A 19,410-nucleotide genomic window follows, 5' to 3' on the forward strand; every position below is an offset into this window, starting at 1 on the left:
GCTTTTTTTGGGTCTGCAGAGTGCGTGAAGCGGTGGCTCAGCTCTCGAGCAGGAAGGTCACCGGCCCATCATTGAGCAGCGAGACCTGCATGTTGGCCCCGAAGCGTCCGGTCTCGATTCCCACACCAAGCTCCTCCCCGTGTTCACGCGCCTTGTCGACCAGATACGCGAACAGCCGCTCGCCTTCCGCCGGCGGCGCAGCCGAGGAGAAACTGGGACGCATGCCACTGCCGGTGTCCGCCGCCAGCGTGAACTGCGAGACCAGCAGCAGACTGCCACCCGCCTGCTGGACGTTGAGATTCATCTTGTCGTTCTCGTCGCCAAAGACACGGTAGTGCAGCAGCTTGTGCAGCAGCTTGTCGGCGCGCGCCTCATCATCGCCCTTCTCGACACCCACCAGCACCAGCAGACCGCCCGCGATGGCGCCGACCGTCTCGTTCTCCACCACGACCTGTGCCTGGGTGACGCGCTGGATCAATGCTCGCATGCCACTTGCTCCTTCAAGAGATGAATGATGATGAGCAGGAGCATACCAGACGCGAACGCCCCGCAGACCGAGTCTGCGGGGCGTTCGTGATGCGCATGTCCAATGAGCCGTATCGGTGGCTAGCTGGCCAGGCCGGGCAGGAAGAGCGCGATCTGCGGGAACAGCATCAGCAGCACCGTCGCCAGCAACAGCAGGGCAATGAAGGGTGGCGTGCCACGGATGACCTCCATGTAAGGCTTTCGGAACACCGCCACCGCCGTGAAGATGTCGCAGCCGAAGGGTGGCGTCGCCGAACCGATCGCCGCCTGCAGGGTGACGAGGGTACCGACCAGCACCGGGTCCAGTCCGGCGGCATCGACGGCCGGGGCAAATACCGGCGCCAGAATCAGGATCACCACGATGGGATCGACGAACATGCAACCGACGAAATAGGCCACCGCGATCACCGCCAGCAGCGCCAGGGCGTGTTCTGACAGGTACGGGATGTACCCGCCGAGAATGGCATCCGGGATCTTGGCGAACGAGATCATCCACGAGAAGCCGGCGCCCGCCGCCACCAGAATGAAGACCACCGCGGTGATCAGACCGGTGGAGAAGGCCACGCCGGGCAGGTCCTTGAGCGTGACGCCACGGTAGATGAGCATCTCGAGAATCAGCGCATAGATCACCGAGACCGTGGCGGCCTCCGTCGGCGAGAACATCCCCGAGTAGATGCCGCCGATGATGATAACCGGGAAGCCGGCGGGCAGACTGGCGCGCTTCAATGCCTTGAGGCGCGCAGGCCAGTCCGCCTTGGGCTGCGGCGCGATGCCCAGCTTCCACGACTTCCACATGCAGTAGAGCGAGAACAGCACCAGGATCATCAGCCCCGGACCGATACCGGCGATGAACAGATCCCCCACCGAGGTACCGGTCGCGACGCCATAGATGATCATGCCGATGGACGGCGGAATCAGCAGCGCGATGTCAGAGGCATTGATGATCAACGCGATGGTGAACTTGTCGCTGTAGCCGGCTTCCAGCAGCCGCGGGCGCAGCGGGCGCCCCATCGCCACCACCGTGGCCTGGGTGGAGCCGGACACCGCGCCGAACAGGGTACAGCCCAGCGCGGTGGTCACCGGCAGACCGCCACGCCAGTGACCGACGAAACGCTCGACCACATCCAGCAGACGCTGGGCGGTGGAGCCCTTGAGCATGATATCGGCCGCCAGAATGAACATGGGGACCGCCGTCAGTACCACCGGCTGCAGGCCACCGATCATCTGCTGGATCACCAGCTCTGGCTTGAGAAAAGGGAAATCGCTGAACAACAAGAAGAAGGTGCCGACACTCAATGGCACCATCATGGGTACCCCAAGCAACAGCAGCCCCACCATCACGAGCAGAATCCACATCGCAGCTTCCGTCCCTGGGTCAATGTAGTGTGATCAATCACGAGCCCTGCAACACGCATCAGCCAAGGCATCTCTTGCCTTCACTCCCGCGCTACAGGCTCGCATCCGAAGTGGAAGAGACGTGCTAGAGCGCACCGCTGCCGTCGACTTCCTCGTTCTCGTCTATCTCCGCCGTACGCCACGACAGCCAGGCACCTTGTGCCAGCAGATTGCGCAGAATCGCCATCAGATACTGGAGGGCGCCCAGCGCCAGCCCCAGCGGGACCACGGCATAGAGTGCCGCCAGCGACCAGCGCAGCGACGGCGTGACACGCCCTGACCTGGCCAGGCTCTGCAGATAATCCACCGCCAGCCAGGCCAGGTAGGCCAGCAGCGCACAGGTGATGACCTGTCCGGCGATCAACAGCACCTTGCGCAACCACGGCGGCATGAAGTCCAGCAGTGCCGTCACGCGGATATGGCGTCCGGCGCGCGCGCCGTAGCTGATGCCGAGAAAGGTCAGCCACAGCTGCAGGATCTGCATCAGCTCTTCGGTGAACGGCAGGCTGTAGTTGAAGACGTTGCGCCCGATCACATTGGCGATACTGGCCGTCGCCATGCCCAGCACGCACAGCGCGATCAGCCAGCGCTCGACGTGTGCCAGGCCCTGATCACCGCGTTCGAATATCGCCGCCAGGCGGCGCAGCGGTGCAGGCAGATGTGCGAGGGGATCCTGAGCGCCTTGCGCCTCGGCCGGGGTGGGCCGGGTCTCATCAGCGGGGGGAGACTTGGAGGGGGGCGAATTCATGAAGCGGCTTCCTGTTGATGTGGCTTCCTGCCAGGCAGGCTTTCTGTCAGGCGACGCACGCACAGCGATTTGCGCCACGCCGTCTGCATTTGCCAGTACGATCCATTGAAGTTTTCCGAGACACCGCCGTGATTTTCACTTTGGTGAGTCATGATCTAGCTTTATTGACGGCATCCTTTATTAGCGACACTGTGGACCAGCACGCAGCCTGCCTCTACCGAGCCATCTGGCAGGGCAGGCCACCGACCCGGAGCAGGGGTCATCGAGTACCAGAATCTCATGCGGACAGGCTCAGCCTATTCATAATAAATTCTAATCACACTATCCGATTTGGTAATTTTTTTATTATATTAAGAATGGCAATATTATCTAAATGATGCAAGTTGCACGCCGGGTTCGCCCCATACCACCCGGCGCTGATGGAAATCACACAAGGAGAACAAGATGACGATGCAATGGAACCCGTCACCCGAGCAGAATCGCGAGACGCCCAGAACTCCTGTTCACCTTTCTCGTCTTGCCGCGCTCCTCAAGGGAGGCGCCCTCACGGCCGGCCTCGGCATGGCGGCACTGGCCTCCGCGGGCGTACAGGCTGACACCTGGCGTTTCGCGCTGGAGGAAGTCTCCGGCAGCGTGCAGGATGCCTACGCTCAGGAATTCAAGAAACGCATCGAAGAGGCCTCCGGCGGTGACATCGATGTCGAGATCTACCCCTACGGCGCGCTGGGTACCTCCTCACAGCTCACCGAACTGGTGCAGAGCGATGCCATCCAGCTGACCTTTGCGTCACCGGGTCACCTGGCCTCGGTGATTCCTGAATCAGGCGTCTTCACGCTGCACTTCCTGTTCTCCGACGACAACGCCGTCAATGAAGAGGTGCTCGGCAACTCCAAGGCCATCGACATGCTGTCCGAGGCCTACACCGAGCAGAACCTTCAGCTGCTGGGCGTGATTCCGGAAGGCTGGATGGTCTGGACCGGCAACCGTGACATCGAGACGCCTGAGGACATGAAAGGCTTCAAGATTCGCACCATGACGTCACCGATTCTGGTGGAGAGCTATCGGGCCTATGGCGCCAACCCGACGCCGCTGCCGTATTCGGAAGTCTATTCCGGCCTGCAGCTGGGGCAGATAGACGGCCAGGTGAACCCGGTGTTCGCCATTCAGGAAATGAGCTTCTATGAAGTTCAGGACTACATGATCCAGGCCAAGCAGGCGCAGTTCATCACCACGCTGGTGGCCTCCAGCGATTTCTATTCCGGTCTGGATGACGAGCAGCAGCAGATGCTCGACAAGGTCACCAACGAGATGCGCCCGTATATCTTCGAGAAGCAGGAGGAGTACAACGCGGACCGTCTCGAGAAGATCAAGCAGGACAGCGACATCAAGATCATCACGCTGAACGACGAGCAGCGTGAAGCCTTCCGTCCGGTCGGCGAGAAAGGCTGGGAGGTCTTCCGGGAACAGGCCGGCGAGCGCGGCAGCAAGATCCTCGACACGCTGCAGGCTGACATCAAGGCGGCAGAAGCCAAGTAAGCCGCAGCATTGGCCAGCGAGTTGCCGCGGAAGACCTTCCTGACAGCAACGATGGCCGTGTCAGATGACAAGACGCCCCTGCCGGGTAACCGGCAGGGGCGTCTTGATGAGGCAGGGCTCGCCATGGGCGCGAGTCGCCCGGAAGTTCAGAGGCTGACGGCTAACGCCCCAGCAGTTGTGAACGAAAATCGTCGCGCGCGGGGGAGTCGCCAAGCCAGATCGCGAACACCCCGTTGGCCAATGCCAGCGAAGCGCTCTCGAAGAGCAAGGTATCGTTGAGCGCCAGCGTCAGCCGTCCCTTGCCACTCTCCTCTGCCTGCCATTCCAGCGCATAGCGATCTCCCGGCGACACGTCCCGATAGGCTGCATTGAAGCGCGACAGCTCCGCCTCGATCGCCGCGAAATTCGCTTCGGAAAGATTCTGGCGCACGCCCCTGGTGGTCGCCTTGGCGAAGTCAGCCGCCTCGATGGCATGGAAATACTCCAGCACCAGACGTCGCGAGACATCGCTGAGTGGTGCAGGCCGCGGTCGCCGGGCATCCTGATAATAGCCACCGACGTAGGCGTCCCATACCAGATAGGTAAACAGCCCGGTACCGATCAGCTCAAGCGGCTGGCCGCCTTGCGTCTCGGCCTGATCCGCGAAGGTCACTCCCTTTATCTCGGCGGCAAACGCCCAGGAGGGAAGCATGGCAAGCACTCCAGCCATCAGGCTGGTGCGCAACCATCGAGACGAGAAAGCCCTTGGCAAGGGCAGGCGAATCCGGGAGCGGGACATGGCATCGACTCTTCAAGGAAGTGACAGGGAGGCGTTCCTCTCACGCGCGAGGGGTCAGCTCAGGCTCTCGCGACGCACGGTCTCACCAGAGTGCGTGAAAGTGGTGCACGGGGCCACGCCCCTTGCCGACATTCAGCTGATCCGAGGCACGCAGCGCCCCCAGCAGCCATTCCCGCGATTCCTCCACGGCTCTCGTCAGTGACAGCCCCTGCGCCAGTCGCGCCGTGATCGCCGAGGACATCGAGCAGCCGGTGCCGTGCAGGTTGTCGGTCTCGATCCGTGGCGCGCACAGCCATTGCTCACCGGCATCACTGACCAGCAGGTCATCGCAGGCCTGGCCCTCCAGTGCGCCCCCCTTGATCAGGACAGCATTGGCACCGCGCGCGCGCAACTCACGCGCGACCTGAGGCATGTCCTCCCGCCCGATCAGACGACGCTCGCCCAGCAGCACCGCCGCTTCATGCAGGTTGGGCGTGATGATGTCCGCCAATGGCACCAGATGCTCTGCCACCGCCTGGATGGCCGCGTCATTGACCAGCGCATCGCCGCTCTTGGCCACCAGCACCGGGTCGAGCACGATCCAGCGCGGGCGACGCTGACGGAGCCTGTCCGCCAGCAGCTCCACGACAGCCGGGTCCGCGACCATGCCGATCTTGATGGCGATGATATCGAGATCATCCAGCACGGCATCCAGCTGTGCTCCGATGAAGGCGCACGACACCGGCTCGACGCTGCGCACGCCACAGGTATTCTGGGCGGTCAGTGCCGTGATCACGCTGGCTCCATACGCCCCCAGCGCGGAGAATGTCTTGAGATCCGCCTGAATGCCGGCCCCGCCCGATGGGTCTGAGCCGGCAATCGTCAGGACGCACGGAATATGCATGCACGAGACTCCCGGAAAATGACATGAATTTGCCAACAGCATACCCGAGCGGCGAGGGGAAGAAAGCCACCCAGCTGCCTCACCCTCGGCTCGGCCCCTGCGGATCAGGAAAATCGCGGCATGGATGACGTGGTCGCCCTGCTGTCGCTGGGCCTGATAGCACTGGCCAGCGCCACGCTGCTGCCGGGCGGGTCGGAAGCCGCATTGGCGGGGCTGTGGTGCGAGGGGATCGCCCCATGGGCGCTATGGCTTGCCGCAACGCTTGGCAACACGCTGGGCAGCCTGATCAATGTCGCCCTGGGACGCGGTGCACGGCGTCTGCGGACTCGTCGCTGGTTCCCGGTCTCGCGGCGAGCGCTGGCGCGCGGCACGCTGTGGTATCGCCGCATCGGTGCCTGGAGCCTGCTGCTCAGCTGGGCACCCGTGATCGGTGACCCCTTGACGGTGCTGGCAGGCGTCTTCCGCCTGCCCTGGTGGAAGAGCGTGCTGTTGATCCTGGTCGCCAAGGGCGGCCGCTACGCCCTGCTGCTGGTGATCGCGGACCACTGGCTGACCCCCTGGTGTACGTGAATCACCCGTCAGGCCACGCGCACAGGCCGCCCATGCACGAGCCACAGGAGCCACAGGAGCCACAGGAGCCACAGGAGCCACAGGAGCGTGCTATGCTGACAGCTGCTATGCTGCACTGCACAATTCGTGTTCGCTTTCATTGCCACAAGCCGATCACCTGCCAATCAGGTAGCCGAGGCCGTGCAGGCCATCAGCGTGGCGCTACCGGAAAGGAGAAGGTTTCATGCGTGATACATCCTGCGACTTCTGCGCTGACGCGCTCAATATTCTGGTCCTGCAAGGCGGCGGTGCCCTTGGCGCCTACCAGATCGGCGTGTTCGAGGCACTGGCAGAGGCCGGCATCCAGCCCGATTGGGTCGTCGGGACCTCGGTCGGTGCCATCAATGGCGCACTGATCGCGGGCAATCCGGATGGCGAGCGCCTCAAGGCCCTCGAAGCGTTCTGGTATGGCATCGCGCAACCGGCCAACAGCCTCGGGCCGGCCTTCCACCCCTGGGAGCGCAGCGTCGCGCGCTCCTCCGCCATGCTGTGGGGCATCCCGGGCTTCTTCCGTCCGCGCCCCCTGTGGACAGTTCCCATCTGGCAGAGCTTCTTCGGCGAACCGCCCAGTCTCTACGACACCGAACCGCTGGGAGACACCCTCAATCGCCTGGTGGACTTCGAGCGCCTCGACGCCCGTCACCCGGAGAACGTGCGGCTATCGGTCGGGGCGGTCAATATCGGCAGCGGCGCATTGCGTTACTTCGATTCGTCACAAGAGGCGCTGGATCACCGCCACATACTGGCCAGTGGTGCCCTGCCGCCGGCATTCCCGCCGGTGTGGATCGACGGTCAGGCCTACTGGGATGGCGGCCTCTACTCCAACACGCCGATCAGCTGGGTGCTGTCGGAGCGCGCGCACAGCGAGACGATCGTCAACTGCTACGTCATCGATCTGTGGAGCGCCTACGGGAAGGTGCCGGAAACCTTGCAGGAAGCCCAGCTACGCGAAAAGGACATCCAGTACTCCAGCCGCGCCGGTGAGCATCTGCATCTGATGGAAGAGAATCAGGCACTGCGCATGGGCCTGGAGCACCTGGCCGACCTGCTGCCGGAAGACCTGCGCCAGTCTCAGGAAATACACGACATCCTGGCCATGACCCAGCAACCGTCCATCAATGTCGTGCGTCTGCTGGCGGCGGCCCGCCCCGACGAGACCTCACTCAAGGATATCGATTTCTCGCGTGCGACCATCGATTCACGTCGTCGCAGCGGCTATGGGGACATGCATGAGGTGCTGAACCGCTGCGAGCAGTTCGATCCCCTGCCGCGCAACATCGGGGTCATCGTCCGCAACTTCACCCGCAACTCGCGGGGTGAGCTGATCAGCCTGTCAGCCCCGGATGTCCCCCCGACGGAGAGCGAAGAGGAGGATGAGGGTCTGCCGAGCCAGGCCAGCGGCCGCTGAGGCAGCGGCCTCACTCATGTGCCAGCGCCGCGCCGAGCCGCAGGCACTCGTCACGCGTCAGCTCCCGCCAGTCCCCCACCGCGAGCCCGGCGACACTCAGCCCCGCCACCGACTCGCGGTGCAGCCACACCACGCGATTGCCCAGAGTGCGCCACAGTCGCTTGACGTGATGGTGGCGCCCTTCGTGCAGCGTCAGGCGCGCCTCGTCCGCGGCCAGAAACTCGAGCCGCGCGGGCAGCGTCGGCCGAGCGTCATTGGCGAGCAGGACGCCCTGCGCCACCCGCGAGATCGCCTCGGCCTGCGCCGCCTCCGACAGCGGTTGCTCCAATCCCATGCGGTAGCGCTTGGCGGGCCCATCCAGTCCGGCATCACTGATGCGTGACGAGACATCACCGTCGTTGGTCAGCAGCAAGGCACCGGTCGTGGCGCGATCCAGTCGTCCGACGTGATGGATTTCCTCGAGCCAGCCGTCATTCTCTCCACGTGATTCAAGCGAATCGCGCAGCACATCGATGACGGTGGGATGTTCGGGGTCATGACAGGCCGTCACGACCCCGGCAGGCTTGTTGAGCAGCACATGGCGTGGACGACGTGGCGCCTGCAGGCGTATCTCGCCTGGCGTCGCGTCATTGTCCGCCAGCGTATCGGCTGTCAGCGCGATGGCATCGAAGGGACCGACCTCGTGCAGCGGATCGCGGACCGTCTGGCCATTGATCCGCACACGCCCCGCCGCCAGCGCACGCAACGCCAGGCGGCGATTGAGCTGCGGCTGGCGCGTCAGCCAGCGATCCAGCCGCATGCTTCAGTCCGCCGCCTTGAGCTGGGCTTCCATCTCTTCCAGCGCTTCCTGCGCCTCGAACCATTCGGCTTCGGCGTCCTCGAGACGTCCCTTGATCTCGCCCTGACTGGCCAGCAGCCGGGTCAGTTCGCTCTTGCGGTCCGCCTCATAGAGCGTGGCATCGCCCAGCGCTTCCTCGACCTTGTCCAGCTCCCCCTGCGCCTTGCTCATCTTCTGCTCGGCCTTGTCGCTGAGCTTCTTGAGCGGGCGCAGCTTCTCGCGCAGCTCGGCGGCCTGACGACGCGCTTCCTTGCGGTCCGGCGTGCGCGTGCCCTCGCTGCCAGCCTCGGCATCCTTCTGGGCGCGCGCCTCACGCCGCTCGCCCTCGACCCGCGCCTTGAGCCAGGCACGATAGTCGTCGAGATCGCCATCGAAGGGCGTCACGCGGCCATCGGCGATGCACCAGAATTCATCCACGCAGGCGCGCAGCAGGTGGCGGTCGTGGGAGACCAGAATCACGGTGCCCTCGAAGGTCGCCAGCGCATCGGTGAGCGCCTCGCGCATGTCGAGATCCAGGTGGTTGGTCGGCTCATCCAGCAGCAGCAGATTGGGCTTCTGCCACGCGATCAGCGACAGCGCCAGGCGTGCCTTCTCGCCACCGGAGAACGATTCCACCGAAGCGTACACTTCATCCCCATGGAAGCCGAAGCTGCCGAGGAAGGTGCGGATCTCCAGATCCCCGGCCCCCGGCGAGAGACGCAGCACATGATTGAAGGGAGTCGAGGTCAGGTCGAGCCCATCGACCTGGTGCTGGGCGAAGTAGCCGATGGCCAGATGCTCGCCGGCGGTGCGCTGGCCTTCGACCAGAGCCAGTTCACCGGTGAGCGCCTTGATCAGGGTCGACTTGCCCGCGCCGTTGGGGCCGAGCAGGCCGATGCGCTGGCCCGGCAGCAGCGAGAAGCGCACCCCGGAAAGCTGCGGCGGCTGACCGGGATAGCCGATCACCGCACGGTCCAGTCCCAGCAGCGGATGGGAGATCTTGTCGGAGCAGGGAATCGTGAAGTGGAACGGCGAATCGGCCTTCACCGCCGCCGTCTCCTCCATGCGCTCCAGCATCTTCAGGCGACTCTGGGCCTGGCGTGCCTTGGTGGCCTTGGCCTTGAAGCGACGCACGAAGTCCTCGATCTCGGCGCGACGCGCCATGGTCTTCTCGTGCTCGGCCTGCTCACGCACCAGGCGCTCGGAACGCGTTCGCTCGAAGCGGCTGTAGTTGCCCTTGTAGACCACCAGCTTGCGACGATCGAAGTGGATGATGTGATCACACACCGCATCGAGGAAGTCACGGTCATGGGAGATCAGCAGCAGCGCACCGGGGTAGCGTGCCAGCCATTGTTCCAGCCACAGCAGCGCATCGAGATCCAGGTGGTTGGTCGGCTCATCCAGCAGCAGCAGGTCAGACGGCGTGAAGAGGGTGCGCGCCAGATTGGCCCGCATCCGCCAGCCCCCCGAGAAGGCCGCCAGCGGCTGACTGAGCTGGGCCTGGCGGAAACCGAGCCCGACCAGCAGCTGCTCGGCACGCGCACGCGCGGTGTAGCCATCGAGGGTGTCGAAGTGAGCGTGCAGCTCGGCCTGACGCTGATGCTCGCCGCTTTCTTCGGCGGCGGCCAGAGCCCGCTCCGTCTCGCGCAGCGCGTGATCCCCGTCCATGACGTAGTCGACGATCGGGCGCTCCAGCGCATCGATTTCCTGTGCCATGTGCGCGACCCGCACGCCACCGGCCAGCGAGACGCTGCCGCTGTCGGGGATCAGCTCACCGAGAATCAGCCCGAACAGGCTGGACTTGCCGGCCCCGTTGGGGCCGACGATGCCCGCCTTGTGACCGGCATGCAACGTCAGGTCCGCTTCGTCGATCAGCGGGGCTCCGCCGCGTTGCAGGGCGAGCTGGCGCAGTGCAATCATGACAACCTCGATCAGAAAATCCGGGGGCGTCGGCTCCCGCGCGCAGCATGCATGACCGCCGTGAACCACAGGCTTGACCGCCATGAACCACAGGCTTGACCGCCATGAACCACAGGAAAGCCGACTTGATGGGCGCACATTCTACCGGATTGTGGGACTACGCGCTGTCCCTCTACGCACAGCCTGCTCCTCAGGGCCTGCCCTACGACCAGGAAGATGGCGCAGAGCCGACTGACGTGATGAGTGCCTGTCTGCTGTTGCAGGACGAGGCCGGTCTCGATGTCTGCGAGCTTCTATGGATTCACTGGCTGGCCGCACGCGGTGTGGCGCTGGGTGCCTCGCCGTGCCTGATGCTCGGTAAGGTGCGTGACTGGCAACGCGGGATGACCGTGACACTGCGCGAGCGTCGCCGACAGCTCAAGCAGCACCTGACGGAGCCAACCGACACGCGAAGCGCGGCCACCACACGCCGGCTGGAAACGCTGTATCAGCAATTGAAGGCCTGTGAACTGTCGGCGGAGCAGGAAGCGCTGGCACGCCTGGAAGCCCTCAGCCCTCCGGCCCATGCTCCCACGTCACCTTTCATGTCATGCCATGACCCCCGACGCGCCTTCCTGCAGTCGCTGCGACAGCTTACCGGTCAGGTGGCGCTCGACGAGGGCGACGACAGCATCGCACGTGCCCTGCACCTGCTGGCTACGAGCCGCGCCGGGCGAAGCTCGTCTCAACCCTAATGGCAGATGCGGAACTTGTACGCGACTGTTAGAGTCCCAGTAGCACCGGAGCATCAGCATGGTCATGCCACGCTGCGTGCCGCATATGCGTTTCGGGCCCGTCTCAGGCCCATCCCATCCTGAAGGAGTTTTCATGAAACAGCTGGTTAGTGCCGTCGCGCTCGGCGCCCTCCTGGTTACCCCGTTCAGCTTTGCCGCCGACGACAGCCTCTCTGACGACCAGGCACAGCTCAGCTACGGCATCGGTGCGACACTGGGCAAGAGCCTGTCTCAGGACATCACTGATCTTGACCTGGATGCCTTCACGCAAGCCGTGCGTGACGTCTATGCCAAGGGCGACATGAAGATGAGCGATCAGGAAATTGCCGATGCGCTCTCGAAGTTCCAGCAGAAGAAGATGGAAGAGCAGCAGCAGATGGCCGAACAGCAGGCGGCCGACAACAAGGCGGCCGGTGACAAGTTCCTCGCCGAGAACGCCAAGCAGGATGGCGTGAAGACCCTGGATTCCGGCCTGCAGTACAAGGTGCTGAAATCCGGTGACGGCGAGAGCCCGGACGCGGAAGACACCGTCAAGGTGAACTATGAAGGCAAGCTGCTGGACGGCACCGTCTTCGACAGCTCCTATCAGCGTGGCGAGCCGGTCAGCTTCAAGGTCAACCAGGTCATCAAGGGCTGGCAGGAAGCGCTGCAGGAAATGAGCGTCGGGGATACCTGGATGCTCTACATCCCGGCCGACCTCGCCTACGGCAAGGCTGGCACTGGCGGCCCGATCGGCCCGAACGAGACGCTGACCTTCAAGGTCGAGCTGCTCGACGTGACCAAGGCAGATGCCGCGAAGTAATTCCTGACGCGCGAATGCGCACCGTCAGCCAGGAAAAAGCCGCCCTCAGGGGCGGCTTTTTCATTGTGCAGGAGGCATCCCGCGACGGGACAGGCAGCGTGAAACGGGCCTTCAGGTGAGCGATCTGCCTGTGGATAATTCTGTGGGGAAGCTATTGACCACAGGTTGACAACCGGCCGTGATACATGGCAACTCAGCGGCCGTCAGGGGTGGCGGCAAAGTGAACACTGACTCCCGAAATCGGCAATGCACGCCTTAACTTGTTGATTTTGTTGAAATACAAAGTCTGCCTTCAAAAACAGCAGGTTGCTGAAAGATGGCGGAATGATTATCCACAATTCTCGTCACAGGCTCTTGCCAACTTGTGGACAATGTGTATTTCCCTCGTGTCCGAGACGCACATGACAGCACGACAAGGAGACGTCAGGGAGCGGTCTCGTTCAGCACGCGAGTCAGGCCGGCCCGAATGCCGGCCGCGCCTGGCGTGAAGGGAATGCGATCGTAGATGCGCCCCTGCGCGGAGACGAGATACAGCGCCGCACCATGATCCACGGTATAGCCCAGCGCGGAATCCGGGGCATCGACACGCCGATGACTGACCCCGTAGCGACGCGCGATCTCGGCCAGTTCGGTATCGCTGCCCGTGACCCCGATGAAACGCGGACCAAAGTGCCCGGCATAGGTGGCAAGACGTGCTGGCGTATCACGCTCAGGGTCCAGAGAGACAAGCACCGGTACCACGCGAGCGGCCGCCGACGCCGGCAACTCGGTCAGCACCTGGCGCAGGGCCGCCAGCGTCATCGGGCAGACATCCGGACATTGGGTATAGCCGAAATAGAGTGCCACCACCGGCGTGGCATCCGGTGGTGCGGCCTCCCCCATGCTGACCTCGGCGAGCCGGAAGTCGCCCCGTGCCGATGTCAACTGGATGGGCCCGCCAAGGCTCGCCCACGCCTGCATGCCGGACACCGGCGCCGACGGTCGGTGAAGGGCCTGCCATGTCACCCCCGCGCCCACCAGTGCCACGACACCCACCACGCCCAGCATCAGCCAGCGCAGGGCCTGCCTGTTCTCCTCCTGCATGCCTGGACTCCTTGTCAGTGGTGGCCTGCCGGTCAGACGCCCCACGCCTCGCCGCGCGCTAGCTGTCTCGTCGGACGCTTCTTTCGTCAGGGGAGAACAGCTGGTTGACCGAGCTTTCGAGCTGCTCCGCCGTGGAGGCAGGCGGATGGCTGTCAAAGTCGAACCAGCTGCCCAGGCGGCCACGTTCAGTGGTCACGATCACCTGTGCTCGCCATGCCATGGTGGCACTGCTGCAGAAACCGAGCTGTCCTTCCCCCGACCAGTGCTGACGTGCCTGCGTCGGCGCATCCCGGGTGGTCAGCAGACTGCGCTTGACCCCCATGTCCATGTGGCGACCGATGAAATCGACCTCCACGCCCTCGGGTGCCACATCTTCCGTGATCACCCGGATACCCAGCGGCGTCAGCGGGCTGATGTCACCATCGAGTGCGAGCGTGATACGCCCGAAGCGTCCCAGCTCGGCACTGCAGGGCGCATGGCTGAGCTCACAGGACTGGTTGGGGGCGAACCAGGTGACCTTGCCGTTGCTGCCGTCACGTACAAGGTAGTAGTCGATCAGGTAATAGAGCGATACGACGATGGTGAGCAGCGTCACCATGATCAGCAGGTTGAGCAAGGGCGGGCGGGCATTTTCTTCTTCGGCGCGATACATGGCGGTTCCGATGACAATCCGGCAGCACGCCGGAACAGGAGGAGACAGTCGCGTGGCAAACAGGTCGACAGGTTAAGACACATGAATGAATGCGCAGGTGAGCCACTCATGACAAGCTTATCAGGCCCCCCGGTGGGCGCAGCCGCCGAGACATCGTGTCACGTCGAGGCACGAGACGTTCTTGGCCACGACGCCCCATCCGCACCGTGAGCACGCCCAGGAGACAGAATGGCAAGTGTACAACAGGCGCTCGGTCCTCTCTTCCTGCTCATCGTCGCGGGCGCCTTGCTGGGCTGGAAGCGCTTCCCGGGCGAGGGGTTCTGGAGCGAGCTGGAACGCCTCATCTATTACGTGCTGTTCCCTGCCATGCTGATGTCCACCCTGGCGCGCGCTGACATGGCCAGCGTCCCGGTCATCCCTCTGGCCTGCGTGATGCTGGGCTCGATGCTGCTGTTCGCTGCCGCGCTGTGGCTGGGGTGGCGTCATGCCCCCGACTGGCTGAGCCGCCAGCTGGGCGATGCCGCGTCCTTCACCTCACTCTTCCAGGGCAGCATCCGCTTCAACAGCTACGTCGGCGTGGCCGGCGCGGCAGCGCTGCATGGCAGTGCCGGTGCGACCGTCGCGGCGGTGGCGCTGGCCCTGATGGTGCCAGCGGCCAACCTGCTGTGCGTATTGGCGTTCATCGGCGCCGGCACTCTGGGTGACGGCGGACTGCTGCGCTCACTCAAGGCGCTGACCCGCAACCCTCTGGTGCTGGCCTGTCTGGCGGGAACGGCGCTCAATCTCAGCGGCATCGGCCTGCCGGGCTGGAGCGGCGATGCGCTGACATTGCTGGGGCGCGCGGCGTTGCCACTGGGATTGGTGGCGGTAGGCGTGGCGCTGCGACCACGAGTACTGATGAACAGTGGCAGCGTGGCATGGCTGGCGAGTCTGCTGAAGCTGCTGGCGATGCCGGCATTGGTGGTGGGGCTGTGCGCCGGCGTTGGCCTGACTGGTGTGGCACGCGATGTCGCCATCCTGTTTGCCGCGCTGCCCACGGCTACCTCAGCCTACATCCTGGCGCGCCAGCTGGGTGGCAATGCCGAACTGATGGCGGCGCTGATCACCGCGCAGACGCTGCTGGCGATGTTGACCCTGCCCCTGTGGCTGGCGACCTGACGGAGGCTCCGTCGCGGCTCGCGACCTGAGGGCTCTCGGCATGAACCGCACACAAGAAAAAGGGCATCCCAAATGAGGATGCCCAAGACCGTGACTAGCTTGATGAGGAGAAACTCCGCAGCGGGGGCCTGACTCCGCCGCCGCGGATGGGCTTGCGCCCTGCGATGTCTGCCCGGACACCGCACAGACAAGATAATCATTCTCATTTGCTTTTGCAAGCCAAATGCGAAGAATTTCTATTTACGCCGCGCCTTGTGCCTCCTCTCGCGTGAACACCCTCAGTTCCGCGTGCAGCTCGACCGCCAAGGCCGTCATAGCTTCGGCTCGTGCCAGACCATCACGCTCGGCACGATACAGATGCGGGGTCATGGTCAGCAGATCCCGGATCTGCTCATTGCTGGTCAATGAAAGCCCTGCATGCAGATGCTCGACCTCCCCCTCCACCACGAAACCTGCAGCTTCGGCGGCCATCACCCCGGCCTCGCCACGCGCGGGCTTCAGCTCCCGGTAGAGAATTCTGCGCAACGCCAGCAGGTGCTCGGCTCCCGCCTCCAGCAGCACCACATGGCCCCCGGGCTTGAGCACACGCGCGAACTCCTGCCAGACGGGGAAGCCGAAGGCGCAGATCACCACATCCACACAGGCGTCTTCCAACGGCAGTGCCGCGTTGGTGCCCACCAACCAGGCGGCATCGCGTGACTGCTTCGCTGCCGCCAGCACCGCGTGCTTGGAGATATCCAGTCCCGCCGCCGTCAGCGAGCGCTGCTGCTCATCGGCAGCGCCTGCCAGCTGACGCAGATAGAAGCCTTCCCCACAGCCGGCATCCAGCACGGCCAGCGCACTTGCCTGCCCTGCCAGCGCCAGCACACGTCGTGCCAGCGCCGAGGCGAGAGGCTGATAGCCACCGAGGGCGAACAGCCGCTGGCGAGCGCTGACCATCGCCTTGCTGTCGCCGGGGTCTAGACTGCGCTTGCGCTGCACCGGCAGCAGATTGACGTGCCCCTGACGCGCGATATCGAAGCGATGGCCATCGGCGCAGCACCAGCTCTGGCCATCTCGCATCAGCCGCTGGGCATCCAGTGGACAGGTCAGGGTCGTCAGTGGCGTCATGGTCGGCCGGTCAGCCGGCTCAGGGGTGGGCGTCGTCATGGTCATCAGCTCTCGGGACGAGGTGGGAAGAGAAAGGCAAAAGCGGCGGGTCTCAGACGCAAGCGGCCACCCGAAGGCGGCCGCGATGCAGCATCGTGATGATGCCGCCACTGCGCACGAGGCGCGAATCAGTCCTGCTTGACGAAGATCAGATCCCACACGCCGTGACCGAGACGCTCGCCGCGCTGCTCGAACTTGGTCAGCGGACGGAAATCCGGACGCGGCACATAGGGGGCGCTCTCGGCCGGAGCCGTGTTGACGAAGCCCGGTGCCTCGGCCATCTCTTCGGCCATGGCCTCGGCGTAGTTCTCCCAGTCGGTGGCCATATGGAAGTGACCGCCCGGCTTGAGCACACGACGCACCAGCTCGACGAAGGCTGGCTGCACGATGCGACGCTTGTGGTGTTTCTTCTTCGGCCACGGGTCCGGGAAGAACAGCTGGAAGGTGTCGGCACACCCTGCCGGCACGCAGTCAGCCAGCACTTCCAATGCATCGTGACGATAGACGCGCAGATTGGTCAGACCCAGCTTGTCGACATCATCCAGCAGCTTGCCGACACCCGGGGCATGCACCTCGATCCCGATGAAGTCGGTGCCCGGATTGGCCTGAGCCTGCTCGCACAGCGACTTGCCCATGCCGAAGCCGACCTCGATCACCAGCGGCGCACGGCGACCGAACAGCGCCTCGAGGTCCAGCTCGCCCTGCTCGTGACGCAGTCCAAGGCGCGGGAAGACCTCTTCGAGCCCGCGGGTCTGGGCCTGTGTCATGCGCCCACCGCGGATCACGTAGCTCTTGATGCCACGCTTGCGGGCGACGGCTTCATCCGCCACGGAAGGGATCGCTTGCGCGCTTTCGTTCTGCACGCTCTCGTTCTGCACGCTCTCTTGCTGCGCATCGTCAGCAGGAGCAGAAGTGGACGTGTCGTCCTGCGGCTTGGAAGTCTCGTCAGTCATGGGGTCGTCTTGGTCTTTGCATGAGCGATGCGCGAGCATCGGATTCGAATGATTCAGGAGGTCAGCCGGTGATCAGGCCGGCCCCCGGCGAGGAAGCGCGCGCCGTCAGGCGAGTCGGCATGCGTCCCGCCAGGAAGGCACCACGGCCGGAGATCACGGCCTGGCGCATGGCGTCCGCCATCAGCAGCGGTTGGCGAGCATGGGCAATGGCGCTGTTCATCAGCACGCCATCACAGCCGAGCTCCATCGCGAAGGCCGCCTCGGACGCCGTGCCCAGCCCGGCATCCACCAGCACCGGCACGTTGGCGCGCTCGATGATCAGCGACAGGGTATGCGGGTTGAGGATGCCGAGGCCGGAGCCGATCAGAGAGCCCAGCGGCATGATGGCGCAGCAGCCGATCTCCTCGAGCTGACGGGCGACGATGGGGTCGTCGGAGGTATACACCATCACGTCGAAGCCATCGGCGACCAGCTCCTCGGCGGCCTTGAGGGTCTCGACGATATTGGGATACAGCGTGTCCTGATCGCCCAGCACTTCCAGCTTGACCAGATTGTGGCCATCCAGCAGTTCACGCGCCAGCTTGCAGGTACGCACCGCGTCACGCGCGTTGTAGCAACCGGCGGTATTGGGCAGGAAGGTATAGCGACTGGGCGACAGCACGTCGAGCAGATTCGGCTCATCGGCATTCTGGCCCAGATTGGTGCGACGCACCGCGAAGGTGACCACTTCCGCGCCGGAGGTCTCGATGGCGGAACGGGTCTCATCCATGTCCTTGTACTTGCCGGTGCCGACCAGCAGGCGCGAGGAGAACTCGCGACCGGCGACGACCAGCGGACTGTCACCGGCGACCTGGGTGACGGGGGCGTTAAGCGTCTGGGCAGAACTGTCTGTCATGATGACCTCATCGAGCTGGACGTGAGCGAGCGTGAAGTGAAAGCTATCGACCCTGGCAGCGGGACGTTCAACCACCACCGATGGCGTGGACGATCTCGATGCGATCACCGGCCTGCAGAAGGGTGTCGGCGTGAGCGCTACGTGGCACGATGTCCTCGTTGCGCTCGACTGCCAGGCGGCGGCCCTGAAGTCCGAGACTCTCGACCAGAGCGGCGACTGTCATGGCATCCGCCACCACATGATCTTCACCGTTTAGCTGTATCTGCATGCTGTCCTCCCGCGAAAAGAGGCCGCCATTGTAGCGGCTTTACGTGGACAGGCGTAGGCACAACATCGTCGGTACGATATGCCCTCGCCACCTGCCCTCAAGGAATTTTCTCTCTATGCGTCACAACGACTCCCACTCCCGCCACTGGTGGCTGGCCATGGGCCTGGCCGGCATGTCCACCATCGCGCTGGGCGCCTTCGCCAGTCATGGCCTGCGCGGCACTCTGAGCGCGGACATGCTGCGCGTCTTCGAGACCGGCGTGCGCTATCAGATGTGGCACGTGCTGGCGGCGGTCGGCGTGCTGGCCTGGCGCTCGGTGCAGCCCCTGCGCGGGCAGATGCTGACGCTGGGGCTGTGGGCGGCCGGGATGCTGCTGTTTTCCGGTTCACTGTATGCGCTGGCCACCACGGCGCGCACCCAGCTGGGCATCATCACGCCCATCGGTGGCTTGCTGCTGATCGCAGGCTGGCTGAGCCTGGCCGTCACCGGCTGGCGTCAGCGCGGCAGCGAGGAAAAGGATGCCAACAAGCTGTAGCGGGGCGATCCCCCCACCACCACCTGCCGCTAGTCATCGCGATCCGGCAAGGCATAGGTTGCGGTCACGAGAGCGACCGGGTCCGTGTCGCCATGGCTGAACAGCTCGATCTCGCCCACGGCGAGACGCCGCCCGAGCTTGCGGAGGCGTGCGGTGGCCATCAGATCCCGGTCACCGCGGGCACGGCGCAGGAAATGGATGTTGAGATCACTGGTCACGGCCATCGGCTCCGGGCCGATCTCCCCCAGGATCGCGACATACAGACAGACATCGGCCAACGCCATCATCGCCGGACCGGAGACGCTGCCTCCGGGACGCAGATGCTCGTCCTCGATGGCCAGTCCCATGGTGGCCCAGCCATCCCCCACGGCTTCTATGGTGCCCAGGCGCTGGGGGAAGACATCATCGAGAAAGTCCTCGATGGCAGCAGCGTGCATGACGGGCATGACGTTCTCCTCGACAGGATGACTACGACAGATTGGTGGCACCGACACGCACAGGCGTGGTGACCAGGGATCGCCAC

The 19,410-nt window shown here is 64.2% G+C and carries 21 protein-coding genes; 7 read left to right on the forward strand and 14 right to left on the reverse strand.

Going from position 1 to position 19,410, the window contains the following annotated elements; all coding sequences use genetic code 11:
- Positions 1–37 precede the first annotated feature (37 nt).
- From dtd to BFX80_RS17060, 3 genes are all read right to left on the reverse strand, one after another.
- The gene (gene dtd / locus BFX80_RS17050) at positions 38–487 is read right to left on the reverse strand and encodes a D-aminoacyl-tRNA deacylase (RefSeq protein WP_084209504.1); all 450 of its coding nucleotides are present in this window, start codon (positions 485–487) and stop codon (positions 38–40) included.
- Between the two features lie 119 nt (positions 488–606).
- Complete coding sequence (locus tag BFX80_RS17055) at positions 607–1,881, reverse strand: TRAP transporter large permease (RefSeq protein WP_077379566.1); 1,275 nt, start codon at positions 1,879–1,881, stop codon at positions 607–609.
- A gap of 124 nt (positions 1,882–2,005) precedes the next feature.
- Positions 2,006–2,668, reverse strand: a complete 663-nt coding sequence (locus BFX80_RS17060) for a TRAP transporter small permease (RefSeq protein ID WP_077379568.1) — start codon at positions 2,666–2,668, stop codon at positions 2,006–2,008.
- Positions 2,669–3,112: 444 nt separating this feature from the next.
- Here BFX80_RS17060 and BFX80_RS17065 point away from each other — a divergent pair, with 444 nt between their 5' ends.
- Positions 3,113–4,204, forward strand: coding sequence for a TRAP transporter substrate-binding protein (locus tag BFX80_RS17065; RefSeq protein WP_217493015.1), 1,092 nt, complete (start codon positions 3,113–3,115; stop codon positions 4,202–4,204).
- A 160-nt stretch (positions 4,205–4,364) separates the two neighbouring features.
- Here the strand turns inward: BFX80_RS17065 and BFX80_RS17070 are convergent, their stop codons facing one another.
- Together BFX80_RS17070 and thiD are read right to left on the reverse strand one after the other, a co-directional pair.
- Positions 4,365–4,895 carry a chalcone isomerase family protein gene (locus BFX80_RS17070; RefSeq protein ID WP_240499625.1) on the reverse strand — a complete coding sequence of 177 codons (531 nt, stop codon included), beginning with the start codon at positions 4,893–4,895 and terminating at the stop codon, positions 4,365–4,367.
- A 169-nt stretch (positions 4,896–5,064) separates the two neighbouring features.
- Positions 5,065–5,865: a bifunctional hydroxymethylpyrimidine kinase/phosphomethylpyrimidine kinase gene (thiD, locus tag BFX80_RS17075; protein ID WP_077379570.1), complete on the reverse strand. Its 801-nt coding sequence runs from the start codon at positions 5,863–5,865 to the stop codon at positions 5,065–5,067.
- Between the two features lie 138 nt (positions 5,866–6,003).
- Here thiD and BFX80_RS17080 point away from each other — a divergent pair, with 138 nt between their 5' ends.
- The gene (locus BFX80_RS17080; RefSeq protein WP_084209850.1) at positions 6,004–6,435 is read left to right on the forward strand and encodes a YqaA family protein; all 432 of its coding nucleotides are present in this window, start codon (positions 6,004–6,006) and stop codon (positions 6,433–6,435) included.
- A gap of 223 nt (positions 6,436–6,658) precedes the next feature.
- Positions 6,659–7,882, forward strand: coding sequence for a patatin-like phospholipase family protein (locus BFX80_RS17085; protein ID WP_077379571.1), 1,224 nt, complete (start codon positions 6,659–6,661; stop codon positions 7,880–7,882).
- 10 nt (positions 7,883–7,892) lie between these two features.
- On the opposite strand, the gene BFX80_RS17090 is transcribed toward BFX80_RS17085, so the two are convergent.
- Together BFX80_RS17090 and BFX80_RS17095 are read right to left on the reverse strand one after the other, a co-directional pair.
- A complete protein-coding gene (locus BFX80_RS17090) occupies positions 7,893–8,681 on the reverse strand; it encodes a pseudouridine synthase (protein WP_084209505.1) in 789 nt (262 codons plus the stop codon).
- Between the two features lie 3 nt (positions 8,682–8,684).
- The gene (locus BFX80_RS17095; protein WP_084209506.1) at positions 8,685–10,619 is read right to left on the reverse strand and encodes an ABC-F family ATP-binding cassette domain-containing protein; all 1,935 of its coding nucleotides are present in this window, start codon (positions 10,617–10,619) and stop codon (positions 8,685–8,687) included.
- A gap of 128 nt (positions 10,620–10,747) precedes the next feature.
- Between BFX80_RS17095 and BFX80_RS17100 the strand changes: the two genes are divergently transcribed.
- Positions 10,748–11,353 carry a TIGR02444 family protein gene (locus BFX80_RS17100; protein WP_167593068.1) on the forward strand — a complete coding sequence of 202 codons (606 nt, stop codon included), beginning with the start codon at positions 10,748–10,750 and terminating at the stop codon, positions 11,351–11,353.
- Positions 11,354–11,486: 133 nt separating this feature from the next.
- Positions 11,487–12,194: an FKBP-type peptidyl-prolyl cis-trans isomerase gene (locus tag BFX80_RS17105; RefSeq protein WP_077379579.1), complete on the forward strand. Its 708-nt coding sequence runs from the start codon at positions 11,487–11,489 to the stop codon at positions 12,192–12,194.
- A 423-nt stretch (positions 12,195–12,617) separates the two neighbouring features.
- Here the strand turns inward: BFX80_RS17105 and BFX80_RS17110 are convergent, their stop codons facing one another.
- A complete protein-coding gene (locus BFX80_RS17110) occupies positions 12,618–13,277 on the reverse strand; it encodes an SCO family protein (RefSeq protein WP_084209508.1) in 660 nt (219 codons plus the stop codon).
- A gap of 58 nt (positions 13,278–13,335) precedes the next feature.
- Complete coding sequence (locus BFX80_RS17115; RefSeq protein ID WP_077379583.1) at positions 13,336–13,929, reverse strand: hypothetical protein; 594 nt, start codon at positions 13,927–13,929, stop codon at positions 13,336–13,338.
- Between the two features lie 228 nt (positions 13,930–14,157).
- Between BFX80_RS17115 and BFX80_RS17120 the strand changes: the two genes are divergently transcribed.
- Positions 14,158–15,087, forward strand: a complete 930-nt coding sequence (locus BFX80_RS17120; RefSeq protein ID WP_077379585.1) for an AEC family transporter — start codon at positions 14,158–14,160, stop codon at positions 15,085–15,087.
- A gap of 240 nt (positions 15,088–15,327) precedes the next feature.
- On the opposite strand, the gene BFX80_RS17125 is transcribed toward BFX80_RS17120, so the two are convergent.
- From BFX80_RS17125 to thiS, 4 genes are all read right to left on the reverse strand, one after another.
- Positions 15,328–16,236, reverse strand: coding sequence for a putative RNA methyltransferase (locus BFX80_RS17125; RefSeq protein WP_240499626.1), 909 nt, complete (start codon positions 16,234–16,236; stop codon positions 15,328–15,330).
- A 128-nt stretch (positions 16,237–16,364) separates the two neighbouring features.
- The gene (gene trmB, locus BFX80_RS17130; protein ID WP_084209509.1) at positions 16,365–17,189 is read right to left on the reverse strand and encodes a tRNA (guanosine(46)-N7)-methyltransferase TrmB; all 825 of its coding nucleotides are present in this window, start codon (positions 17,187–17,189) and stop codon (positions 16,365–16,367) included.
- Between the two features lie 61 nt (positions 17,190–17,250).
- Positions 17,251–18,084, reverse strand: coding sequence for a thiazole synthase (locus tag BFX80_RS17135; RefSeq protein WP_077379589.1), 834 nt, complete (start codon positions 18,082–18,084; stop codon positions 17,251–17,253).
- A gap of 67 nt (positions 18,085–18,151) precedes the next feature.
- A complete protein-coding gene (gene thiS / locus BFX80_RS17140) occupies positions 18,152–18,352 on the reverse strand; it encodes a sulfur carrier protein ThiS (protein ID WP_077379591.1) in 201 nt (66 codons plus the stop codon).
- 115 nt (positions 18,353–18,467) lie between these two features.
- Here thiS and BFX80_RS17145 point away from each other — a divergent pair, with 115 nt between their 5' ends.
- Entirely contained in the window at positions 18,468–18,887 is a 420-nt protein-coding gene (locus tag BFX80_RS17145) for a DUF423 domain-containing protein (protein WP_084209510.1), read from the forward strand.
- Positions 18,888–18,916: 29 nt separating this feature from the next.
- Here the strand turns inward: BFX80_RS17145 and BFX80_RS17150 are convergent, their stop codons facing one another.
- A complete protein-coding gene (locus BFX80_RS17150; RefSeq protein ID WP_077379595.1) occupies positions 18,917–19,333 on the reverse strand; it encodes a PaaI family thioesterase in 417 nt (138 codons plus the stop codon).
- Positions 19,334–19,410 lie beyond the last annotated feature (77 nt).

Source organism: Cobetia marina (assembly GCF_001720485.1).
GTDB classification, from domain to species: Bacteria; Pseudomonadota; Gammaproteobacteria; order Pseudomonadales; family Halomonadaceae; genus Cobetia; species Cobetia marina.

Coding starts and splice junctions, on each gene's coding strand:
- thiS (WP_077379591.1), bottom strand. CDS start 18,352: ATGCAGATACAGCTAAACGGTGAAGATCATGTGGTGGCGGATGCCATG.
- BFX80_RS17145 (WP_084209510.1), top strand. CDS start 18,468: ATGCGTCACAACGACTCCCACTCCCGCCACTGGTGGCTGGCCATGGGC.
- BFX80_RS17105 (WP_077379579.1), top strand. CDS start 11,487: ATGAAACAGCTGGTTAGTGCCGTCGCGCTCGGCGCCCTCCTGGTTACC.
- BFX80_RS17150 (WP_077379595.1), bottom strand. CDS start 19,333: ATGCCCGTCATGCACGCTGCTGCCATCGAGGACTTTCTCGATGATGTC.
- BFX80_RS17085 (WP_077379571.1), top strand. CDS start 6,659: ATGCGTGATACATCCTGCGACTTCTGCGCTGACGCGCTCAATATTCTG.
- BFX80_RS17110 (WP_084209508.1), bottom strand. CDS start 13,277: ATGCAGGAGGAGAACAGGCAGGCCCTGCGCTGGCTGATGCTGGGCGTG.
- BFX80_RS17100 (WP_167593068.1), top strand. CDS start 10,748: ATGGGCGCACATTCTACCGGATTGTGGGACTACGCGCTGTCCCTCTAC.
- BFX80_RS17090 (WP_084209505.1), bottom strand. CDS start 8,681: ATGCGGCTGGATCGCTGGCTGACGCGCCAGCCGCAGCTCAATCGCCGC.
- BFX80_RS17125 (WP_240499626.1), bottom strand. CDS start 16,236: ATGACGACGCCCACCCCTGAGCCGGCTGACCGGCCGACCATGACGCCA.
- BFX80_RS17065 (WP_217493015.1), top strand. CDS start 3,113: ATGACGATGCAATGGAACCCGTCACCCGAGCAGAATCGCGAGACGCCC.
- BFX80_RS17055 (WP_077379566.1), bottom strand. CDS start 1,881: ATGTGGATTCTGCTCGTGATGGTGGGGCTGCTGTTGCTTGGGGTACCC.
- trmB (WP_084209509.1), bottom strand. CDS start 17,189: ATGACTGACGAGACTTCCAAGCCGCAGGACGACACGTCCACTTCTGCT.
- BFX80_RS17070 (WP_240499625.1), bottom strand. CDS start 4,895: ATGCTTCCCTCCTGGGCGTTTGCCGCCGAGATAAAGGGAGTGACCTTC.
- BFX80_RS17135 (WP_077379589.1), bottom strand. CDS start 18,084: ATGACAGACAGTTCTGCCCAGACGCTTAACGCCCCCGTCACCCAGGTC.
- BFX80_RS17120 (WP_077379585.1), top strand. CDS start 14,158: ATGGCAAGTGTACAACAGGCGCTCGGTCCTCTCTTCCTGCTCATCGTC.
- BFX80_RS17095 (WP_084209506.1), bottom strand. CDS start 10,619: ATGATTGCACTGCGCCAGCTCGCCCTGCAACGCGGCGGAGCCCCGCTG.
- dtd (WP_084209504.1), bottom strand. CDS start 487: ATGCGAGCATTGATCCAGCGCGTCACCCAGGCACAGGTCGTGGTGGAG.
- thiD (WP_077379570.1), bottom strand. CDS start 5,865: ATGCATATTCCGTGCGTCCTGACGATTGCCGGCTCAGACCCATCGGGC.
- BFX80_RS17115 (WP_077379583.1), bottom strand. CDS start 13,929: ATGTATCGCGCCGAAGAAGAAAATGCCCGCCCGCCCTTGCTCAACCTG.
- BFX80_RS17060 (WP_077379568.1), bottom strand. CDS start 2,668: ATGAATTCGCCCCCCTCCAAGTCTCCCCCCGCTGATGAGACCCGGCCC.